The following is a 16764-nucleotide window of genomic DNA, read 5'->3' on the forward strand; positions in this document are numbered from 1 at the left end:
GGAGAAAAGTCAATCCAAAGTGAATTTTGCCGCCGGGATTGATTTTTGGTCTAGGGCGTGATACACTCACAACGTACTATACAGAAAGAAAGAGGAATGTTATCTTATGATCCAAATGCTTACCTCTGTCATCGGGCAGCGGGGCGTAGATGCCATGGCATTTTTGCTGGCGTTTGCTCTGACCGCTCTGACGGATTCCATTTTCCGCGATAAACTGCCCCACGACCATGGCCGCGCCTTTGCGGTGAACGGCGAGCTTTCCAAGGGCAAGGCGCGTGGCTCCGGCCTGATTTTTGTGCTGTGTATCGCACTGGTGTCGCTGGCGTTTCTGCCCTTCACCACCGAGTATGTAGTGTATAATGTGCTGCTCATCGCCTCTATGCTCTCCGGCTATCTGGACGATGCCGCCGAAACTGCCTGGAATGAGTACAAAAAGGGCATCATTGATTTTGTCATTGCGGTGCTGGCGGGTGTCACCTACCTGAACTTCAACGGCTGCGGGGTGCACTTTTTGCAGTGGAGTTTCACCCTGCCCTACGCGGTGTACCTGCTGCTCATCGTCATCCTCATCTGGGCAAGCATCAACGTGGTCAACTGCACCGACGGTGTGGACGGCCTTTCCGCCAGTCTGGCGGTGGTGACCATCGGCACCTATCTGCTGGCCTATAAGACCGAGTTGGGCACCTACGCCACCGCCGGTGTGGTGTTCATCGGTGCGCTGCTGGCCTACCTGTGGCTCAACGCCAAGCCCTCCAGCCTGCTGATGGGCGACGCCGGCAGCCGTGCCATGGGCTTTTTCATCGCCATGCTGTCGCTGAAGTGCGGCCATCCCTTCGCCTTCCTGCTGGCCGCCATCGTGTTTATCGCAGACGGCAGCCTGGGCATTTTGAAGATCAGCCTGAAGCGTTTTCTGCACATCTGGATCCTGAAAAACACCCTGACCCCCCTCCACGACCATGTGCGCAAGCGCAAGGGCTGGAGCGACGAGCAGGTGGTAGCCCGCTGGCTCATTCTGCAGTGTGTGGCCTCGGCTCTGCTGCTGCTCCTTGTGCGGGGCTGATGCCTGTTACAATTTCCCCTGTGAAAAAGCAAGCCCGGAAAGTCTGCGGACTTTCCGGGCTTGTTCTATCCTAAAATGTCAGCACTCTACCCCGGCCTTTTTGCACGCTGCCTGCACCACATGGCCTACCAGCACCGAGGTGGTCACGGTGCCCACGCCGCCGGGCACGGGGGTGATGGCGTCCACCACCGGCTCTGCGGCGGCAAACTGCACGTCACCGCACAGCTTGCCCTCCTCGTTTACATGGATGCCTACGTCCACGACCGTCTGGCCTGCCCGCAGGCAGTCTGCGCCCACAGCCGCCATCTTGCCCATGGCCACCACCACGATGTCGGTTTGCCTGCACACTTCCGGCAGGTTCTGGGTGCGGGAGTTGCACAGGGTGACGGTGGCGTTTTCCCGGTCCAGCATCATGGCGGCTGGCTTGCCCACCACTAGGCTGCGCCCTACCACAACGGCACGCTTGCCGGAAAGGGGAACATTATAATAGTTCAAAATTTCCATGCAGGCCTGCGCGGTGCAGGGGGCGTAGCCCAGCTCTGTATTCGTGAACACTCCGGCAAGGGAAGCGTCCGTAATGCCGTCAATGTCCTTTTCCGGGCGCAGGGCGGCGCGGACGGTGCGGTCATCGAACTGCTTGGGCAAGGGACGGAACAGCAGACAGCCGTGGATGCCGTCATCGGTGTTCACCTCGTCCAGTACCCGGAGCAGCTGCTCCTGTGTGGCGTCGGCGGGCAGCACGAACTGCTTGACTGCGACGCCCACCTTACCGCAGCGGGTCATCACGCCCCGCTCGTAGGAAAGGTCATCCTCCCGCTCGCCCACTCGCACCACGGCCAGCGTGGGGGTGATGCCCTTGGCTTTCAGCTGTTCGCAGAGCGCCGCGTTGCGCTCGTTCATGGCGGCCACCACCGGCGCGCCCTTTAAAATCGTTGCCATATACTTTCCCTCATTTGTGATATTATTTATTGCGGAGTTTCCCGCTGACGGCGGTGAAGGTTTCGTCTGCCCGGGGCACAAACTCTGCCAGCAATGCGTCTGCCCGGGCGTCCAGTGCGGCGGCGCGGGTGCGGTCTGCCATCAGCTTGGTGTTAATAAACACATTCAGGCTTGCGGCCTGCAAGGCAGCCTTGCACAGCACGGCGGCGCAGCCTGCATCCGATACCGCCAGCACGCTGCCTTTGGCGGCGTACTGCCCGGCCAGCGCGATGCCCTCGGCGCACTTTTCCATGATTTGCAGCGGCACGGCGCTTGCACCGTCCAGTGCGGCTTCCAGTACAGCGGCCTTGTGCGCGGTCTGCTCCGGGGTGTCCTTGGGCAGACCGTAGGCCGCAGCCAGCGGCGCAAAGGCATCGGCATCGGCCTGTACCAGCGCTTCCAGCTCCAGCCGCAGGGCCACGGCCCGGGCGTTCAGTGCCTGAATATCCGCTTCCACGGCGGCGTACTTCTTTTTACCGGTGGTCAGACAGCCCACCATGTTGCCCAGCGCCACACCGGCAGCGCCCACCAGCGCGGCCGTGCCGCCGCCGCCCGGCGTAGGCGCTTTGCTGGCAAGCTGTTCCAGAAATTGCGCGCAGCTTAAATCGTTCATTTCCATGTGTAGATACCCCTCTCTGTTACAAAGGCGTCCAGCCGCTGGTCGTGGGCGTCCACGGCGGCGCGGGGGACGCGCTGAACCTCCAATGCAATGCCGATCTTCACCGCCCGGGTGCAGCGGGGCAGGTAGCGGTCGTAGTAGCCCTTGCCCATGCCCACCCGGTAGCAGTCTGCGTCAAAGGCGGTGCAGGGCACCAGCACCAGATCCAGCTGCTCCGGCTGCAAAAGGGTGGAGCGCTCCGGCACCGGCGCACGGATGCCGTACTGTCCCACCGCCCAGCCGTCCGCGCCCGGCACGGCTGCGGTAAGGGTAAATCCCTCGCCGCACACCGGGTAGGCTACCGTCTTACCCTGCCGGACAGCTTCGGCAGCCACGGCTGCAAGGTCAGCTTCGCCCCCAAAGGCTGCGTAGAGCAAAAGGGTATGGGCAGTGCGGTAGGCGTCCAGTTCCAGCACCCGGCGGCACAGCGCCGCATTGGCGGCGGCGCGCTGCGGCGCATCCAGCGCTTTGCGGGCGGCACGGCCTGCAGCGCGCTGCGCCTGTTTTTCCTCGGCAATGGTCATACAAAACATCTCGCTTCACCTGTGAAAGAGGATACTTGAAAAATATACAAAATCGACAGCGCATTTTTATACAAACATAATAAACACTTCAGACAAAAAAAGCAAGCCTTTTGGCGAAAAGAGGATTGAAGCCGCCGCCGCTTTCTGCTATGATTATCTTACAGCAGCAAGCGCCGTGCGGGCGCTGCGCTGAGAGAATCTACAATATTTTGTGGAGAGGGGCAAGTAAAATGTACAAGGATATGATGGACACCATCGGCATGGTCAATGCAGCCGACCCGGAACTGGGCGCAGCCATGGAGCGGGAGCTGACCCGTCAGCGCGAGAACATTGAGCTGATCGCCAGCGAGAACATCGTTTCGCCCGCCGTGATGGCAGCCATGGGCAGCGTGCTGACCAACAAGTACGCCGAGGGTCTGCCCGGCAAGCGCTACTACGGCGGCTGTGTCTATGTGGATGAGGTGGAGAATATTGCCATCCGGCGCGCCTGCCAGCTGTTCGGGGCAAAGTACGCCAACGTCCAGCCCCATTCCGGCGCACAGGCCAACCTTGCCGTGTATTTTGCCCTGCTGGAGCTGGGCGATACCGTTATGGGCATGGACCTTTCGCAGGGCGGTCACCTGACCCATGGTTCCCCGGTGAATATGTCCGGTAAAAACTACCACTTCATCTCCTACGGCGTTGGCGCAGACGGCGTCATCGACTACGCCGAACTGGAAAAGCAGGTGCGCAAGGTGCGCCCCAAGATGCTGGTGGCAGGCGCTTCTGCCTACCCCCGCGCCATCGACTTTGAAAAGCTGGCCGAGATCGCCCACGGCTACGGCGCATACCTGATGGTGGATATGGCGCACATTGCCGGTCTGGTGGCGGGCGGTCAGCACCAGAGCCCCGTACCCTACGCCGACGTGGTGACCACCACCACCCACAAGACCCTGCGCGGACCCCGCGGCGGCCTGATTCTGACCAACAACCCCATCATTGCCAAGCGCATCAACTCGGCAGTGTTCCCCGGCACACAGGGCGGCCCTCTGGAGCACGTGATTGCAGCAAAAGCCGTCTGCTTTGGCGAGGCACTGAAGCCGGAGTTCAAGGAATATGCCCGCAAGATCGTAGAAAATGCACAGGCGCTGGCTGCGGCCTTGCAGCAGCGCGGGGTCAAGCTGGTATCCGGCGGCACCGACAACCACCTGATGCTCATTGACCTGCGGGACGAGGAGTGCACCGGCAAGGACTTGGAGCAGCGCTTGGACAGCGTGCACATCACCGCCAACAAGAACACCGTCCCCGGCGAGACCCGCAGCCCCTTTGTGACCTCCGGCGTGCGTCTGGGCACCCCGGCTGTCACCACCCGCGGCATGGGTGCAGCCGAGATGCAGGTGATCGCGGACTGCATTGCAGACTGCATCTGGCACTATGAGGAGAAGAAAGACGAGATCAGCGCCCGCGTTCTGCGCCTGACCCGGGAGTTCCCGCTGTACCAGTAAAAGCGAACCATAAATAATAAGGCATCCGCAGCCGTTCTGCCAAGCGTGCAGGGCTGCGGATGCCTTTTGCTACAAAAAAGGAGAAGAACGATGGAAAGCTTGGGACTTTTGCATCTGTATTACGGCGACGGCAAGGGCAAGACCACAGCCGCCATGGGACTTGCCCTGCGGGCACTGGGCAGCGGAAAACGTGTAGTCATCGTGCAGTTTTTAAAGGGCGGGCAGAGCGGCGAGATCCCGCTGCTGGAGCAGCTGGGCGCCACCGTTTACCGGGGCAAGGCCGGGCAGAAATTCGTCTTTCAGATGAACGAAGCCGAAAAGGCTGCTACCCGCGATCTGCAAAACAAAAATCTTGCGGCGGCGCTGGCGCAGCCCTGTGATCTGCTGGTGCTGGACGAAGCCGGCAGCGCGTGGGAACTGGACATGGTGGACAAAGACCTGCTGCAGCAGGCGGTGCTGCACCGCCCCGCCGGGCAGGAGTGCGTCCTGACCGCCCACGCCGCCCCCGGGTGGATGCTGGACGCCGCAGACTACCTCACCGAGATGTGCTGCCGCCGCCATCCCTACCAAAAGGGCATCGCCGCACGGAAGGGCATTGAGTATTAAGATTGTGGCAAAAGGAGTTGTTGCACAGGATGTAACAACTCCTTTTGTGGTCTTATACCTTCCAGAACGCTGCCAACGCCGTTTCCAGCGCAGCGGTGCCGGGCAGATACCGGATATGCTGCCAGTGCGGCGGGAACAGGCGGGCGGTGTCGGGCTGCGCAAAGCGGTCGTCCAAAAGCAGCACCACGCCCTTGTCCTGCGGGGTGCGCACCACCCGCCCGGCGGCTTGCAGTACCTTGTTCATGCCCGGGTAGCGGTAGGCGTAGTCAAAGCCGCAGCCGGACTGCTCCTCATAATAGCGGCGCAGCATCTCCTGCCGGGGGTTCACCTGCGGCAGACCCACCCCCACGATGGCGCAGCCGATGAGCCGGTCGCCCACAAGGTCTACGCCCTCGCCGAAGATGCCGCCCATCACGGCAAAGCCCAGCAGCGTTTGGGCAGGGTGGGGCACGAACTGCGCCAGAAACTCCGCGCGCCCGGCATCATCTAAGCTGCGCTGCTGCACAAGGGTGTGGATATCCGGCCAGCGGGCGGCAAAGGCTTCGTACACCTGCTGCAAATAGGCGTAGCTGGGGAAAAACGCCAGATAGTTGCCGGTCTTGCCCCGCGCCAGCGCCGCCAGCGCATCGGCTACGGCGGGCACACTGGCTTCCCGCTGGTGGTAGCGGGTGGAGATGCCCGGCAGGCAGAACAGCCCCAGATTTTCCGGCGGGAAAGGGCTTGGCAGCGCCACCGCTCGGGCATCGGCGCAGCCCAGCACGTTGCGGTAAAAGGCGGGCGGGGTCAACGTGGCACTGAACAGTGCCGCGCTGCGCCCTGCCGCCAGACTGGCGTCCACAAAGGGGGCGGGGTCTAAGCAGAGCAGATGCAGCTCCAGCTCGCTGCCCCGGGCGGTGAGCTGGGTAACAAAATGGCTGTCGTACCGGTCGGCGGCGCGGGCGATATCCTGCAAGGCAAAGTAAAGCTCCAGCAGCTGCGCATGGGCGGGGTCCTCGGGGTTCTGTTCCAGCCAATCCTGTAAAGGGGTGTGCACCGCCCGCAGGGCAGCGGGCAAAGCGGCGGGCAGCTGCTGCAAAAACACGGTGCCATCCCGGGCATACAGCGGCTGAGGCAGGGCAAAGTCCGGGGCAGCTTCGGCGGGCAAAAGGCTCACCTGTGCGGGTTCTGTCTCCCCGGCGGGCTCTGCGCCTATACGGGGCGCAGCCTGTGCGCAGGCCTTGCGCGCCGCCAGAAAGACTTTATCCGCCTTGGTCAGTGCGGTCTTTAAGCTGCTTTTGCCCTTGCCCAGCGCCCGCTTTGCCTCGGTCAGGCTGCTTTTGGCAAACTGCGCCGAGTACATGGCGCGGGCTCTGTCCGGCAGGTTGTGCGCCTCGTCAATGAGGAACAGCCAGTCCCCGGCGGCATCAAAAAAGCGCTTGAGGTGCACCACCGGGTCAAACAGATAGTTGTAGTCCCCGATGACCACATCGCACCACTCGCTCAAGTCCAGCCCCAATTCAAAGGGACACACCGAGAACTGCCGGGCGGTGTCCGCCAGTGCGGCGCGGCTGAAACTGCCGCTGCCGTCCAGCAGAGCCGCCAGCGCGTCCTTGCGGCGGTCGTAGTAGCCGTTGGCGAAGGGACAGGCTTCCGGCAGACAGGCGGGATGCCCTTCGGCGTCCGGGTGCAGACAAGCTTTTTCCTTGGCGGTCAGGGTCACACTGCGCAGTGCAAGGCCGGGCTGGGCGGCACGCAGCCGTGCCACTGCGTCCTCGGCGGCGGCTTGGGTGGTGTTGCGGGCGGTCAGGTAGAACAGCTTTGCGCCGCAGCCCTCGCCCATGGCTTTCAGGGCAGGGAAGAGCGCGCTCATGGTCTTGCCGATGCCGGTAGGTGCCTGACAAAAAACGCGGGTGCCGCCCTTGCGGTCGGCGCTTTTTCCGGCGCGGCAGGCGCGGTACACTTCGCCCGCCAGCGCCCGCTGCCCGGGGCGGTACTCCGCAAAGGGAAATTGCAACGCCGCAAGGCTCTGGCTGCGCCGGGTGTCCCAGTCCAGCTGCCGCTGCGCCCACGGGGCGTACTGCGTTAAAAGCTGCTGCAAAAACTGCTCCAGCTGCTGCCGGGTGAACTGCCGGGTAAAGCGTAGGATCTGGTCGGTATCAACCTGATAATAGGTCAGCCGCACCGCAAGCGCATCCAGCCCCTGCTGGCTGCTAAAAATGGCGGCATATACCATGCCCTGCGCCCAGTGGCAGGGGTTCAGCTCCTCGGTGATCTCCTCATAGGGGACAGTGGTGGTCTTGATCTCGTCAATGGTCACGGTGCCGTTTTCGTCGGTGAAAATGCCGTCTGCCCGGCCCTCCAGCGTAAAGGCGATGCCGCAGGCTTCCCACTTCGCGCTGAGGAATACCTCGGCCTGATAGCCCTCCCCGGCGGCCTTTTGCAGCTTACGGTGGATGCGTGCGCCCTCGTTAGCGCGGTCAAAACCGGCAAAGCGGCTGTCGATGCTGCCGGTGCGCAGCAGAAACTCCACCAGCTGTCGGATGGGCAGATGGATGCTTGCCAAGGCGTTTCACCTCCGTTGTTTTTTGCTTTATCCTACCCCGAACAGCTCCATGCACTGGGCGGCTGCGGCATCCACCTGTGCAAAGTCTACGGCGGTGCGGTAGTAGGTCTCCAATTCATCGTGGCAGCTTTTTGCCTGCGCCATCAGGGCACAGGCCTGTTCCAGCAGCTCGGCGGCGGCGCGCTCGTTGAAGCGCAGCCGTGCCCGGCAGGCAGAAAGGTTCTCCCTATCCACAAAACGGCTGCACCGCACGGTCTGCGCCGCAGACAGCCGCACCGGATGCCAGCGGTTGTCGGTCAGGAATGCCAGCCGCAGGGAGGGGATAAGGATGTGGTCGATCTTATCCTCCGGGTGCATGGCGCATGGGCAGGTGATGATGTGGTAGCCCCGCGCCAGCGCTTCGGCGCGGATGAGCTCCAGCAGCAGGCGGGACACTGCCCCGTAGTCGTCCCGGAAGAGGATGCACCGGTCTGCCAGTGCCTGCACTGTGCCCTGATAGAACACCTCGCCCTTGGGCGTGATGGCCGAGAGCAGCCGCAGCTCTTCAGAGCCCATCTCCTCGGTGCGGGGCAAAAGGCGGGTGCACAGCCGCTTGACGTAGCGGCGCACTTTTTCAAAGTTTGCGCTGCACGCTTCGGCGCGGCGGCTGTCCAGTAGCAGGCTGCCCGCCGAGGCCACATACCGCGCTGCCCGGCTGCGCAGCAGCTGGTTGCGGGCAAACAGGGCGGTCACCTCGTCCTTGTGGGGGTGCAGGGCATCGGCATCAATGGTGTGATACAAACTCAGCACCCGCTCGTCTGCGCCGGGGGCTTCCGGCTCCACCACATGGGGCGCAGTGGCGTCGATGATGGCACGCTTCTGCCGCAGGAACACCACCCCGTCCAGACTGTCGGGGTCGCTGGCGCAGTGGATGCGCTGGATGGGTTCGCCTTTGTCCTGCGCAGCGCGCGCCAGCCGCTTCATCAGGGTAGACTTGCCGCAGCCCGGCCCGCTTTTGAGCAGTACCAGCTGCATCCCGGGCTCCCGGCGCAGCGGCGCAAAGTAGCCCTTGAACCCGGCGGGCGTTGTAGCGCCCAAAAAGAAATCCACAGAAGGATGCACGGAACTTTCCATACAAAAACACCTCGCTTTTGCTTTACAGTATGCAAAAGCGGTGCGGTTGGTTCCTGTCCTTATTTATGATAGGTATGCTCGCACACAGCGGCAATGGTGTCCCGCAGCACGGTAAAGTCCGCAAAAGCTTCGGGCTTGTTCTGGGGCTGGCGCAGCAGGGCGGCGGGGTGGAAGGTGCCCATGAACAGGATGCCGCCCTTATTTATGATCTGCCCGTGCTCCCGGGTGACGGAAAAATCCTGCCGGATCATCCGCTGGGCGGCAACGCGCCCAAGGCAGACCACGATTTTAGGCTGCAGCAGCCGGAACTGTTCCCGCAGCCACGGCATACAGGCTTCGCTCTCGGCGGGCAGCGGGTCGCGGTTCTGAGGCGGGCGGCACTTGACGATGTTGGCAATATAGCAGTTTTTGCTGCGGTCAAGGTCGATGGCAAACAGGTATTTGTCCAGCAGCTGGCCGCTGCGCCCCACAAAGGGCAGACCTTGCTCGTCCTCGCTCTGGCCGGGTCCCTCGCCCACAAACAGCACCTCGGCGTCCAGCACGCCCTGCCCGAACACCACGTTCGTCCGGGTGGCGCACAGCTCGCACCGGGTGCAGGCAAGGCATTCGGCCTTTAAAGTATCCATATCCATGGAGAACATCTCCTTCAAAACCAGTATGATATTTTATTCACAAATAAAACAAGGCTTTCTCCCCTAAAATATAGCACAAAAACACAATTTTGTCTTGAACTTTTTGCCGTCTGTGCTAGAATAAAGAAGAAAGGCATCCTTGTGTCCAACAGACACGGGAGCAAATTTTGGAAAGCATTTTCGGAGGTAATCACAATGGCTGATATGTTTGCACCGCTGGTAGCACAGCTGAAGGCAAATCCCAAGACGATCGTGTTCACCGAGGGCAATGACCCCCGCATTCTGGAGGCCGCAAGCAAGCTGCTGGCCGAGGGTGTGCTGAAGGTCGTTATGGTGGGCAACGAGGCAGAGTGCAAGGCTGCTGCCGCCGCCGGTAACTTTGATATTTCCGCTGCCGAGATCATCGACCCGGAGAACTACGCCGGTTTTGATGAGATGGTCAGCACCATGGTGGAGCTGCGCAAGGGCAAGCAGTCCGCTGAGGAGTGCACCGCACTGCTGAAGAAGTCCAACTACTTCGGCACCATGCTGGTGAAGATGGGCAAGGCTGACTGCCTGCTGGGCGGCGCTACCTACTCCACCGCCGACACCATCCGTCCCGCTCTGCAGCTGGTCAAGACCAAGAAGGGCGCACATCTGGTGAGCTCCTGCTTTATTCTGGACCGCGACTGCGGCGAAGAGGGTCTGAAGCGCATTGCCATGGGCGACTGCGCTGTCAACATTGATTACACCGATACCGTCGATAAGGCTACCGGCGAGGTCAAGGTCTCTGCCGCTGCTAAGCTGGCAGAGGTGGCTGTGGAGACTGCCCGCACCGCAAAGCTGTTCGGCATCGACCCGAAGGTGGCTGTGCTGAGCTTCTCCACCAAGGGCTCTGGCAAGGGCGGCACCGTGGCACTGAGCCACGACGCTACCATCAAGGCACAGGAGATGGATCCCGAGCTGGCAGTGGACGGCGAGCTGCAGTTTGACGCAGCCGTTGCTCCCGAGGTCGCACAGGTCAAGTGCAAGGGCAGCAAGGTGGCTGGTCAGGCCAACACCTTCATCTTCCCCTGCATCGAGGCCGGCAACATCGGCTATAAGATCGCACAGCGTCTGGGCGGCTACGCTGCTTACGGCCCCATCCTGCAGGGCCTGAACGCTCCCATCAACGACCTGTCCCGCGGCTGCAACGCAGACGAGGTGTACAAGATGAGCCTGATCACCGCTTGCCAGTCTTAAACAATTTCGGCACAAACGAGGAGAAGCTTTCGGGCTTCTCCTTTTTATTTTGCCCCCTCTTGCAATCCGGCGGGGTTTATGGTACAATATCTTAGCATCCACAAGGATGTGTCGGACAGCGCCTGCTGCGTGGTTCGGCATACGGATGCGGGTCCTGTACGATGGGCTCGCTGTGAACCAGGTCAGGTGGGGAACCAAGCAGCCTTAAGCAGTGCGTTCGTGCGTTTCAGTAAGCCTGCATCCGTATGCCGAGTTACGCAAGGCGGGGACAAAACCCCGTCGAGCGCTGTCCTTTTATTTTTGCCGCAAAGGCCGGGAAAGGGGAGAGATCGCCATGTATCGTGCGCTTTACCGCAAATGGAGACCCCAGCGGTTTGAGGATGTGGTGGGCCAGCGTGCCATCGTGACCGCCCTGAAAAACCAGATCACCGCAGGGCGCATAGGCCATGCGTATCTGTTTACCGGCGTGCGCGGCACCGGCAAGACCACCTGCGCCAAAATTTTTGCCAAGGCGGTCAACTGTCTGCACCCGGAGGGTGGCGACCCCTGCGGGAAATGCGAGATCTGCAAGGGTATCGACAACGGCAGCCTGCTGGACGTGGTGGAGATGGACGCAGCCTCCAACAACGGCGTGGACGATATCCGCGACCTGCGGGACGAGACCGCCTACACCCCCAGCGCCTGCCAGTATAAGGTGTATATCATCGACGAGGTGCACATGCTGTCCACAGCGGCCTTCAATGCGCTGCTGAAAACGCTGGAAGAGCCCCCCGCGCACGTCATCTTCATTCTGGCGACCACCGAGATTCAGAAGGTGCCCGCCACCATCCTCTCCCGCTGTCAGCGGTACGATTTTACCCGCATCGGGCCGGAGGATATCGCACGGCGGGTGGAGTATATCGCCGGGGAGGAAAAGCTGGAGCTGACCTCCGATGGCGCGGAGCTGATCGCCCGTCTGGCCGATGGTGCGCTGCGCGATGCACTGTCCATTCTGGACACCTGCGCCGGCGTTACCGCCAAAATTGACGCGGACGTGGTGCGCCGCATGGCGGGTGTGACCGACCGCAGCTACCTGTTCCATATTTCTGACGCCTTGGAAGCGCAGGACGCCGCCGCCGCGCTGGCACAGCTGGCGCAGCTGCGGCAGCAGTCGGTGGACGTGAAGCGCCTGACCGAGGAACTGATCGCCCACTACCGCGCCCTGATGCTGGCGGCGCTGCCCGGCGGGCAGGCGCTGCTGTCCGGTGTTTCGCCGGAGGAAGAGGCGCTGTACCTGCAAAAAGGCCCGGAGATGGGGCAGCGGGAAGCCATCCGCGCCATCCGCACTTTGGGCACGGCGCTGGAGCACATGACCCGTGGCAGCGACCAGCGCATCGAGTTGGAACTGGCACTGTTCGGCCTGTCCGAGCCGCCCCAGCAGATGCAGGCGGTAACGGTACAGACCGCCCCCGCCCGCGCGGCACAGCCGGAAGCACCTCGCCCCTTTGCGGCAGCGGTGCAGCCCTTTGTCAGCGCCCCGGTGCAGCCCGCCCCCGCAGCTGCTGCACCACAGACCCCGGAAGCAGTAGAAGAGCCTGCCCCTGCCGTGCAGCAGACCCCTCCGCAGCCTGCCGCACAGGAAGCACCGCCCGTCCCTGCGGACGAGCTGCCGCCCATGCCAGAGGAACCGCCAGTACAGCAGAGCAATGCCGCCCTGCCGTGGGACGAGCCTGCCCCGCAGGCACCGCCGCCGGAGGAGCCGGAGCCGGTCAGTCAGCCGGAGCAGCCCGCCCTCGCAGAACCCACGCAGTCGGCTCCTGCGGCAGAGGAACCGCCTGCCCTGGTGCAGGAGCACCCCGCCGACCCGGTGCTGACCAAGCCCCGCAGCGTGGCGCAGCAGGGCACGAACCCCTTCCCGTACTGGGGGCAGATCGTGCAGAAGCTGGAAGGCATCGACCCCATGCTGTATATGTATCTGCGCAAGTCCAAAGCTTACTTTGACGGCACCCGCGTGCTGATCGACGGCGGCAAGACCTTCCGGGATTTTATCCGGGTGAACAAGGACAGCCAGAAGCTGATCAAAAAGCTGATCGCCGAGGTATCCGGCGTGCCGGTGCCCATCGGCCCCTACGAGCCCAAAACAGCCGGAAAGACCGCCTCCAATGCGGAGCAGTCCCTTCTGGCACTGGAAAAGCTGGGGTTAGAGGTCAGCATTGAGGATACCGCCCGCAAAAAGCGATAAAAATTGTTTATAATAAAGGAGAATGCCATTATGAAAGCAAGAATGCCCGCAGGCTACGGCCGCCCCGATATGAACGCCCTGATGCGTCAGGCTCAGAAGATGCAGGAGGACATGAAGAGCAAGCAGGCCGAGTTGGAAGCCGCCGAGTACACCGGCAGTGCCGCCGGTGAGATGGTGACCGTAAAGATGAACGGCAAGCATGAGGTGCTGTCCATCACCATCAAGCCCGAGGCTGTGGATCCGGACGACATCGAGATGCTGGAAGACATGGTGGCTGCTGCCATCAACGCCACCGTAAAGCAGGTGGATGAGACCGCCGAGGCCGAGATGGGCAAGCTGACCGGCGGCCTGAACATTCCGGGTCTCTGAGCCGGGAAGGGGAGATACCATGGACTACACTGCCGCACCGCTGGAAAAGCTGATCGAAGAGTTCGGCAAGTTTCAGGGCGTGGGCCGCAAGGGTGCTACCCGCATGGCCTATCAGGTGCTGAGTATGTCGGATAAGGACGCTGCGGCGCTGGCCGATGCCATCCGCGGCGCACACACCCGGCTGCACCGGTGCCGCATCTGCCAGAACTACACGGACGCTGACCTGTGCCCGGTGTGCGCCAGCGCCAAGCGGGATACCTCGGTGATCTGCGTGGTGGAAAAACCCCGGGACGTGCAGGCTTTTGAGCGCACCCGGGAGTATAACGGCTTGTACCATGTGCTGCATGGTCTGCTGGACCCGCTGGCCGGTGTGGGCGCAGAGCAGTTGACCGTCAAGGAACTGCTGGCGCGGCTGAAGGACGACACGGTGAAGGAGGTCATCATGGCCATGAACCCCACCGTGGAGGGCGAAGCTACCGCCATGTATCTGGCAAAGCTCATCAAGCCGCTGGGCATCCGGGTCACCCGGCTTGCCTCCGGTCTGCCGGTGGGCGCCAGTCTGGAATACGCGGACGAGACCACCCTGTACCGGGCACTTTCCGGCCGGGGAGAACTGTAAATCTGTAAAAATTTACAATTCTGTCAGAAACAGCCCTTGCATTACCCTGAAAAAATGGTATACTGAAACAACAAACGGAACGGAGAAAGGAGGCGCGCAGCATGGCACCCACAAAGGAGCGCCCGGCGACCAAGACCATCGCCACCAACCGCGAAGCGCGCCACGAGTATTTTGTTCTGGAAGCGCTGGAGACCGGTGTGGAACTCAAGGGCACCGAGGTGAAAAGCCTGCGGGCCGGCGGGGTCAACCTGAAGGACAGCTGGGTGGATATTGAAAACGGCGAGCTGCTGGTAAAGGGGATGCACATCAGCCCCTACGACCACGGCAACCTGTTCAATCAGGATCCCATGCGCGTCCGGCGGCTTCTGGCGCACAAAAGTGAGATTCGGCGTCTGCACCAGCAGTGCAAGCTGCAGGGCTATACGCTGGTGCCGCTCTCGCTTTACTTCAAGCATGGCCGCGTAAAGATGGAAGTGGGCTTGTGCAAGGGCAAAAAGCTGTACGACAAGCGTGCCGATGCCGCCCAGCGCGATGCAAAGCGTTCCATTGACCGGGCTGTGAAGTCCAACGGCAAGTATTATTAAGCATTCCAATTGCAGACTGCGGCTCACCGCAGAAATCCAAGCTTTCCGCACATCGCAAGATGTGCTTTATATGGGGGCGTAAAGGTTTCGACGGGGGGAGCGAGGTCTGGGCAGCGGGTAGCAGCGGGGGAACTGCTCTATAACTCCTCCAAAAAAATTAACTGACAACAATAATTATCAGTTGCTCGCAGCCTGAGTGCTGCGCGTTCCGCCCACTCTTGTGTCGTGTGGGGCCGGGGCGTCCTTTAGACACAGCACCTGAACGGACTTAAGCTTTGCGGACCGGCAGGAACTCATGAAGCTACCAAAGCGCTAGCCTGACGATCGGCGTGGCGCGGCGGGAATGTTGTAGATCGCCTGCACCCGGAGACACCTACACTGAGCTCTTTTCGGACATGGGTTCGACTCCCATCGCCTCCACCAGTAAAAAAGCCACCTGAAAACTTACGTTTTCAGGTGGCTTTTGCTATACGGGGCGATGTCGTATTATCACGCCAGATCTGGCAGGATATCCGACCACAGAGCCTGCTCCTGCCGCAAGGCATCGAAGCAGCAGTCCAGATACATTTTATTGACTGCGGCAAAAATGGTGCTGCGCAGCAGCAGACGCTCATCATTGAGCGTAGTCTCCGGCTGGGCTGCCTTGCCGCCGAACACCACAGAAAGACTAGCCTCCAGTTCCTCGCAGAAGATATCGTAGGCTGTTCCGGCGGAGCAGTGCTCCCGCTGCATTTTAAACAGGGTGTCGATATTTTCGATCGAGAGCACCGTTTTGGAGACTGCAATGTACATCAGGGATGCGATCTGGTCCCGGGTGTATTTTTTGCGAATGGGGTGATCCACCACCCCTTTTTTGACGTAGTTGCTCACCATAGAAGGCGTCAGCTCCACCCCGCAGAAGCTGCGGAAGTAGCCGTTGACGAACTGCACCGTCTGGTCCAGATACAGCCCTACCGAGGGAAGATCGTTGTACCGGGGCAGGGCAAAGCCCGCAGCACACGCCGCAACGCGGAGTTTGGTTTCAGCTTTCATAATATCTTGTTCCGTTCATGCTCCTGCGCTTTTTTGCAGGCAGGGACGTTGTTTTTGTGCAAAGGCAGGGCAGTTGCTTTCCGCAAAAGCACTTCTGCCTGTGAAATAGTATACCGCATTTTGGAAAATTGGTCAACGGGCAACGAAAACTTTGTAAAAGAATTTGAGAAAACAGTTGACAGGGTTTTGAAAAACTGCTATGATGGTCACAGACAAAGGAATAATCGCGGCTTTGCGCCGCTTGAAAATGGAGAAAAATATGAAAAGCAAAATCGTTGTAGATTCCTCTGCAAATGTGTACGAGCTCCCCGATGTAGGGTTTGCCTGTGTGCCGCTGAAGATCCTGACCGACGAGCAGGAGTATGTGGACACCGCAGAGGTGGATGCTCCCGCGCTGGCCGAGATGATGCGCACCTATAAGGGCCGCACCAGCACCTCCTGCCCCAACATCTCGGACTGGATGGCTGCCTACGAGGGCGCAGACGAGGTGTACGTTGTGACCATCACCGGTACGCTGTCCGGCGCTTACAACGCCGCGCTGCTGGCGGGCGAGGAGTACGAGCAGAGCCACGAGGGTGCGCGGGTCTTTGTGCTGGATAGCCTGTCCACCGGTGCGGAGTCCCGGCTGCTGGTAGAACGTCTGGCAGCACTGATCAAGGGCGGCAAGCCCTTTGATACCGTGTGTGAGGAGATCCGGGCGTACCATGAGCACACCCATCTGCTGTTTGCGCTGGAATCTCTGGCAAACCTTGCCCGCAATGGCCGCGTGAAGCCCGCTGTGGCTGCGGTGGCGCGGATGTTGGGCATCCGGGTCATCGGTCAGGCCAGCGATGCCGGTGATCTGGAGGTCATTTGCAAGACCCGCGGCGAGCACGGCGCACTGGAGCGCATGGTGCTGGAAATGAAGGCGCACGGCCTGACCAACGGCCGGGTGCACATCGACCACTGCTGCAACGCTGCCGCTGCGGAGCGGCTGAAGCACATGGTCCATGCGGTGTTCCCGGAGGCCAAGGTGGAGGTGGGCACCTGCGGCGCTCTGTGCAGCTACTATGCAGAGTACGGCGGCCTGATGGTGGGCTACGAGGATAACGAAGCACCCACCGTCTGAGCGTAAAATAGGA

Annotated in this window: 16 protein-coding genes and 2 other RNA genes; 11 read left to right on the forward strand and 7 right to left on the reverse strand. The window is 61.2% G+C overall.

Features of this window, described 5'->3' with window-relative positions:
• Window positions 1-106: 106 nt before the first annotated feature.
• Window positions 107-1060: a phospho-N-acetylmuramoyl-pentapeptide-transferase gene (locus MTP39_RS06415; RefSeq protein WP_112091032.1), complete on the forward strand. Its 954-nt coding sequence runs from the start codon at window positions 107-109 to the stop codon at window positions 1058-1060.
• A 78-nt stretch (window positions 1061-1138) separates the two neighbouring features.
• On the opposite strand, the gene MTP39_RS06420 is transcribed toward MTP39_RS06415, so the two are convergent.
• Genes MTP39_RS06420 through MTP39_RS06430 form a run of 3 tightly spaced genes read right to left on the reverse strand, consistent with a single transcriptional unit; the run spans window position 1139 to window position 3220 of the window.
• A complete protein-coding gene (locus MTP39_RS06420; protein ID WP_249241906.1) occupies window positions 1139-1999 on the reverse strand; it encodes a bifunctional 5,10-methylenetetrahydrofolate dehydrogenase/5,10-methenyltetrahydrofolate cyclohydrolase in 861 nt (286 codons plus the stop codon).
• Between the two features lie 22 nt (window positions 2000-2021).
• Window positions 2022-2657 carry a cyclodeaminase/cyclohydrolase family protein gene (locus tag MTP39_RS06425; protein ID WP_249241907.1) on the reverse strand — a complete coding sequence of 212 codons (636 nt, stop codon included), beginning with the start codon at window positions 2655-2657 and terminating at the stop codon, window positions 2022-2024.
• Window positions 2648-3220: a 5-formyltetrahydrofolate cyclo-ligase gene (locus MTP39_RS06430; protein WP_249241908.1), complete on the reverse strand. Its 573-nt coding sequence runs from the start codon at window positions 3218-3220 to the stop codon at window positions 2648-2650. Before MTP39_RS06430 ends, MTP39_RS06425 begins: the two co-directional genes overlap by 10 nt.
• 230 nt (window positions 3221-3450) lie before the next feature.
• On the opposite strand from MTP39_RS06430, the gene glyA reads away from it, so the two are divergent.
• Together glyA and MTP39_RS06440 are read left to right on the forward strand one after the other, a co-directional pair.
• Window positions 3451-4704 (forward strand): serine hydroxymethyltransferase, encoded by a 1254-nt coding sequence (gene glyA / locus MTP39_RS06435; protein ID WP_249241909.1) that lies wholly within the window; start codon window positions 3451-3453, stop codon window positions 4702-4704.
• Between the two features lie 90 nt (window positions 4705-4794).
• Window positions 4795-5310: a cob(I)yrinic acid a,c-diamide adenosyltransferase gene (locus MTP39_RS06440; RefSeq protein ID WP_249241910.1), complete on the forward strand. Its 516-nt coding sequence runs from the start codon at window positions 4795-4797 to the stop codon at window positions 5308-5310.
• Between the two features lie 52 nt (window positions 5311-5362).
• Here the strand turns inward: MTP39_RS06440 and MTP39_RS06445 are convergent, their stop codons facing one another.
• Genes MTP39_RS06445 through MTP39_RS06455 form a run of 3 tightly spaced genes read right to left on the reverse strand, consistent with a single transcriptional unit; the run spans window position 5363 to window position 9597 of the window.
• Window positions 5363-7852, reverse strand: a complete 2490-nt coding sequence (locus MTP39_RS06445) for an ATP-dependent DNA helicase (RefSeq protein WP_249241911.1) — start codon at window positions 7850-7852, stop codon at window positions 5363-5365.
• Between the two features lie 27 nt (window positions 7853-7879).
• On the reverse strand, window positions 7880-8965 hold the full coding sequence (locus MTP39_RS06450; protein WP_249241912.1) for a hypothetical protein: 1086 nt from the start codon (window positions 8963-8965) through the stop codon (window positions 7880-7882).
• Window positions 8966-9024: 59 nt separating this feature from the next.
• Window positions 9025-9597 (reverse strand): uracil-DNA glycosylase, encoded by a 573-nt coding sequence (locus tag MTP39_RS06455; RefSeq protein ID WP_249241913.1) that lies wholly within the window; start codon window positions 9595-9597, stop codon window positions 9025-9027.
• A gap of 195 nt (window positions 9598-9792) precedes the next feature.
• Between MTP39_RS06455 and pta the strand changes: the two genes are divergently transcribed.
• From pta to ssrA, 7 genes are all read left to right on the forward strand, one after another.
• Window positions 9793-10818: a phosphate acetyltransferase gene (gene pta / locus MTP39_RS06460; protein WP_249241914.1), complete on the forward strand. Its 1026-nt coding sequence runs from the start codon at window positions 9793-9795 to the stop codon at window positions 10816-10818.
• A 145-nt stretch (window positions 10819-10963) separates the two neighbouring features.
• Window positions 10964-11062, forward strand: an RNA gene (ffs, locus tag MTP39_RS06465) — signal recognition particle sRNA small type.
• 90 nt (window positions 11063-11152) lie between these two features.
• Window positions 11153-13039 (forward strand): DNA polymerase III subunit gamma/tau, encoded by a 1887-nt coding sequence (dnaX, locus tag MTP39_RS06470; RefSeq protein WP_249241915.1) that lies wholly within the window; start codon window positions 11153-11155, stop codon window positions 13037-13039.
• Between the two features lie 30 nt (window positions 13040-13069).
• The gene (locus MTP39_RS06475; RefSeq protein ID WP_015538350.1) at window positions 13070-13408 is read left to right on the forward strand and encodes a YbaB/EbfC family nucleoid-associated protein; all 339 of its coding nucleotides are present in this window, start codon (window positions 13070-13072) and stop codon (window positions 13406-13408) included.
• 19 nt (window positions 13409-13427) lie between these two features.
• Window positions 13428-14027: a recombination mediator RecR gene (gene recR, locus MTP39_RS06480; protein ID WP_055184757.1), complete on the forward strand. Its 600-nt coding sequence runs from the start codon at window positions 13428-13430 to the stop codon at window positions 14025-14027.
• A gap of 101 nt (window positions 14028-14128) precedes the next feature.
• Entirely contained in the window at window positions 14129-14611 is a 483-nt protein-coding gene (smpB, locus tag MTP39_RS06485) for an SsrA-binding protein SmpB (RefSeq protein WP_112091044.1), read from the forward strand.
• Between the two features lie 72 nt (window positions 14612-14683).
• Window positions 14684-15034: a transfer-messenger RNA gene (ssrA, locus tag MTP39_RS06490) on the forward strand.
• Between the two features lie 66 nt (window positions 15035-15100).
• Here the strand turns inward: ssrA and MTP39_RS06495 are convergent.
• A complete protein-coding gene (locus MTP39_RS06495) occupies window positions 15101-15643 on the reverse strand; it encodes a DUF1836 domain-containing protein (RefSeq protein ID WP_249241916.1) in 543 nt (180 codons plus the stop codon).
• A 259-nt stretch (window positions 15644-15902) separates the two neighbouring features.
• Here MTP39_RS06495 and MTP39_RS06500 point away from each other — a divergent pair, with 259 nt between their 5' ends.
• Entirely contained in the window at window positions 15903-16751 is an 849-nt protein-coding gene (locus MTP39_RS06500) for a DegV family protein (RefSeq protein ID WP_249241917.1), read from the forward strand.
• Window positions 16752-16764 lie beyond the last annotated feature (13 nt).

The organism is Faecalibacterium sp. I3-3-33 (genome assembly GCF_023347295.1).
Lineage (GTDB): Bacteria > Bacillota > Clostridia > Oscillospirales > Ruminococcaceae > Faecalibacterium.

What these genes read in the sequence shown, in the direction of transcription:
- MTP39_RS06415 (WP_112091032.1), top strand. Translation starts at nt 107, where the DNA reads ATGATCCAAATGCTTACCTCTGTCATCGGGCAGCGGGGCGTAGATGCC.
- recR (WP_055184757.1), top strand. Translation starts at nt 13,428, where the DNA reads ATGGACTACACTGCCGCACCGCTGGAAAAGCTGATCGAAGAGTTCGGC.
- glyA (WP_249241909.1), top strand. Translation starts at nt 3,451, where the DNA reads ATGTACAAGGATATGATGGACACCATCGGCATGGTCAATGCAGCCGAC.
- MTP39_RS06450 (WP_249241912.1), bottom strand. Translation starts at nt 8,965, where the DNA reads ATGGAAAGTTCCGTGCATCCTTCTGTGGATTTCTTTTTGGGCGCTACA.
- dnaX (WP_249241915.1), top strand. Translation starts at nt 11,153, where the DNA reads ATGTATCGTGCGCTTTACCGCAAATGGAGACCCCAGCGGTTTGAGGAT.
- MTP39_RS06440 (WP_249241910.1), top strand. Translation starts at nt 4,795, where the DNA reads ATGGAAAGCTTGGGACTTTTGCATCTGTATTACGGCGACGGCAAGGGC.
- MTP39_RS06425 (WP_249241907.1), bottom strand. Translation starts at nt 2,657, where the DNA reads ATGGAAATGAACGATTTAAGCTGCGCGCAATTTCTGGAACAGCTTGCC.
- MTP39_RS06430 (WP_249241908.1), bottom strand. Translation starts at nt 3,220, where the DNA reads ATGACCATTGCCGAGGAAAAACAGGCGCAGCGCGCTGCAGGCCGTGCC.
- smpB (WP_112091044.1), top strand. Translation starts at nt 14,129, where the DNA reads ATGGCACCCACAAAGGAGCGCCCGGCGACCAAGACCATCGCCACCAAC.
- MTP39_RS06495 (WP_249241916.1), bottom strand. Translation starts at nt 15,643, where the DNA reads ATGAAAGCTGAAACCAAACTCCGCGTTGCGGCGTGTGCTGCGGGCTTT.
- pta (WP_249241914.1), top strand. Translation starts at nt 9,793, where the DNA reads ATGGCTGATATGTTTGCACCGCTGGTAGCACAGCTGAAGGCAAATCCC.
- MTP39_RS06455 (WP_249241913.1), bottom strand. Translation starts at nt 9,597, where the DNA reads ATGGATATGGATACTTTAAAGGCCGAATGCCTTGCCTGCACCCGGTGC.
- MTP39_RS06475 (WP_015538350.1), top strand. Translation starts at nt 13,070, where the DNA reads ATGAAAGCAAGAATGCCCGCAGGCTACGGCCGCCCCGATATGAACGCC.
- MTP39_RS06500 (WP_249241917.1), top strand. Translation starts at nt 15,903, where the DNA reads ATGAAAAGCAAAATCGTTGTAGATTCCTCTGCAAATGTGTACGAGCTC.
- MTP39_RS06420 (WP_249241906.1), bottom strand. Translation starts at nt 1,999, where the DNA reads ATGGCAACGATTTTAAAGGGCGCGCCGGTGGTGGCCGCCATGAACGAG.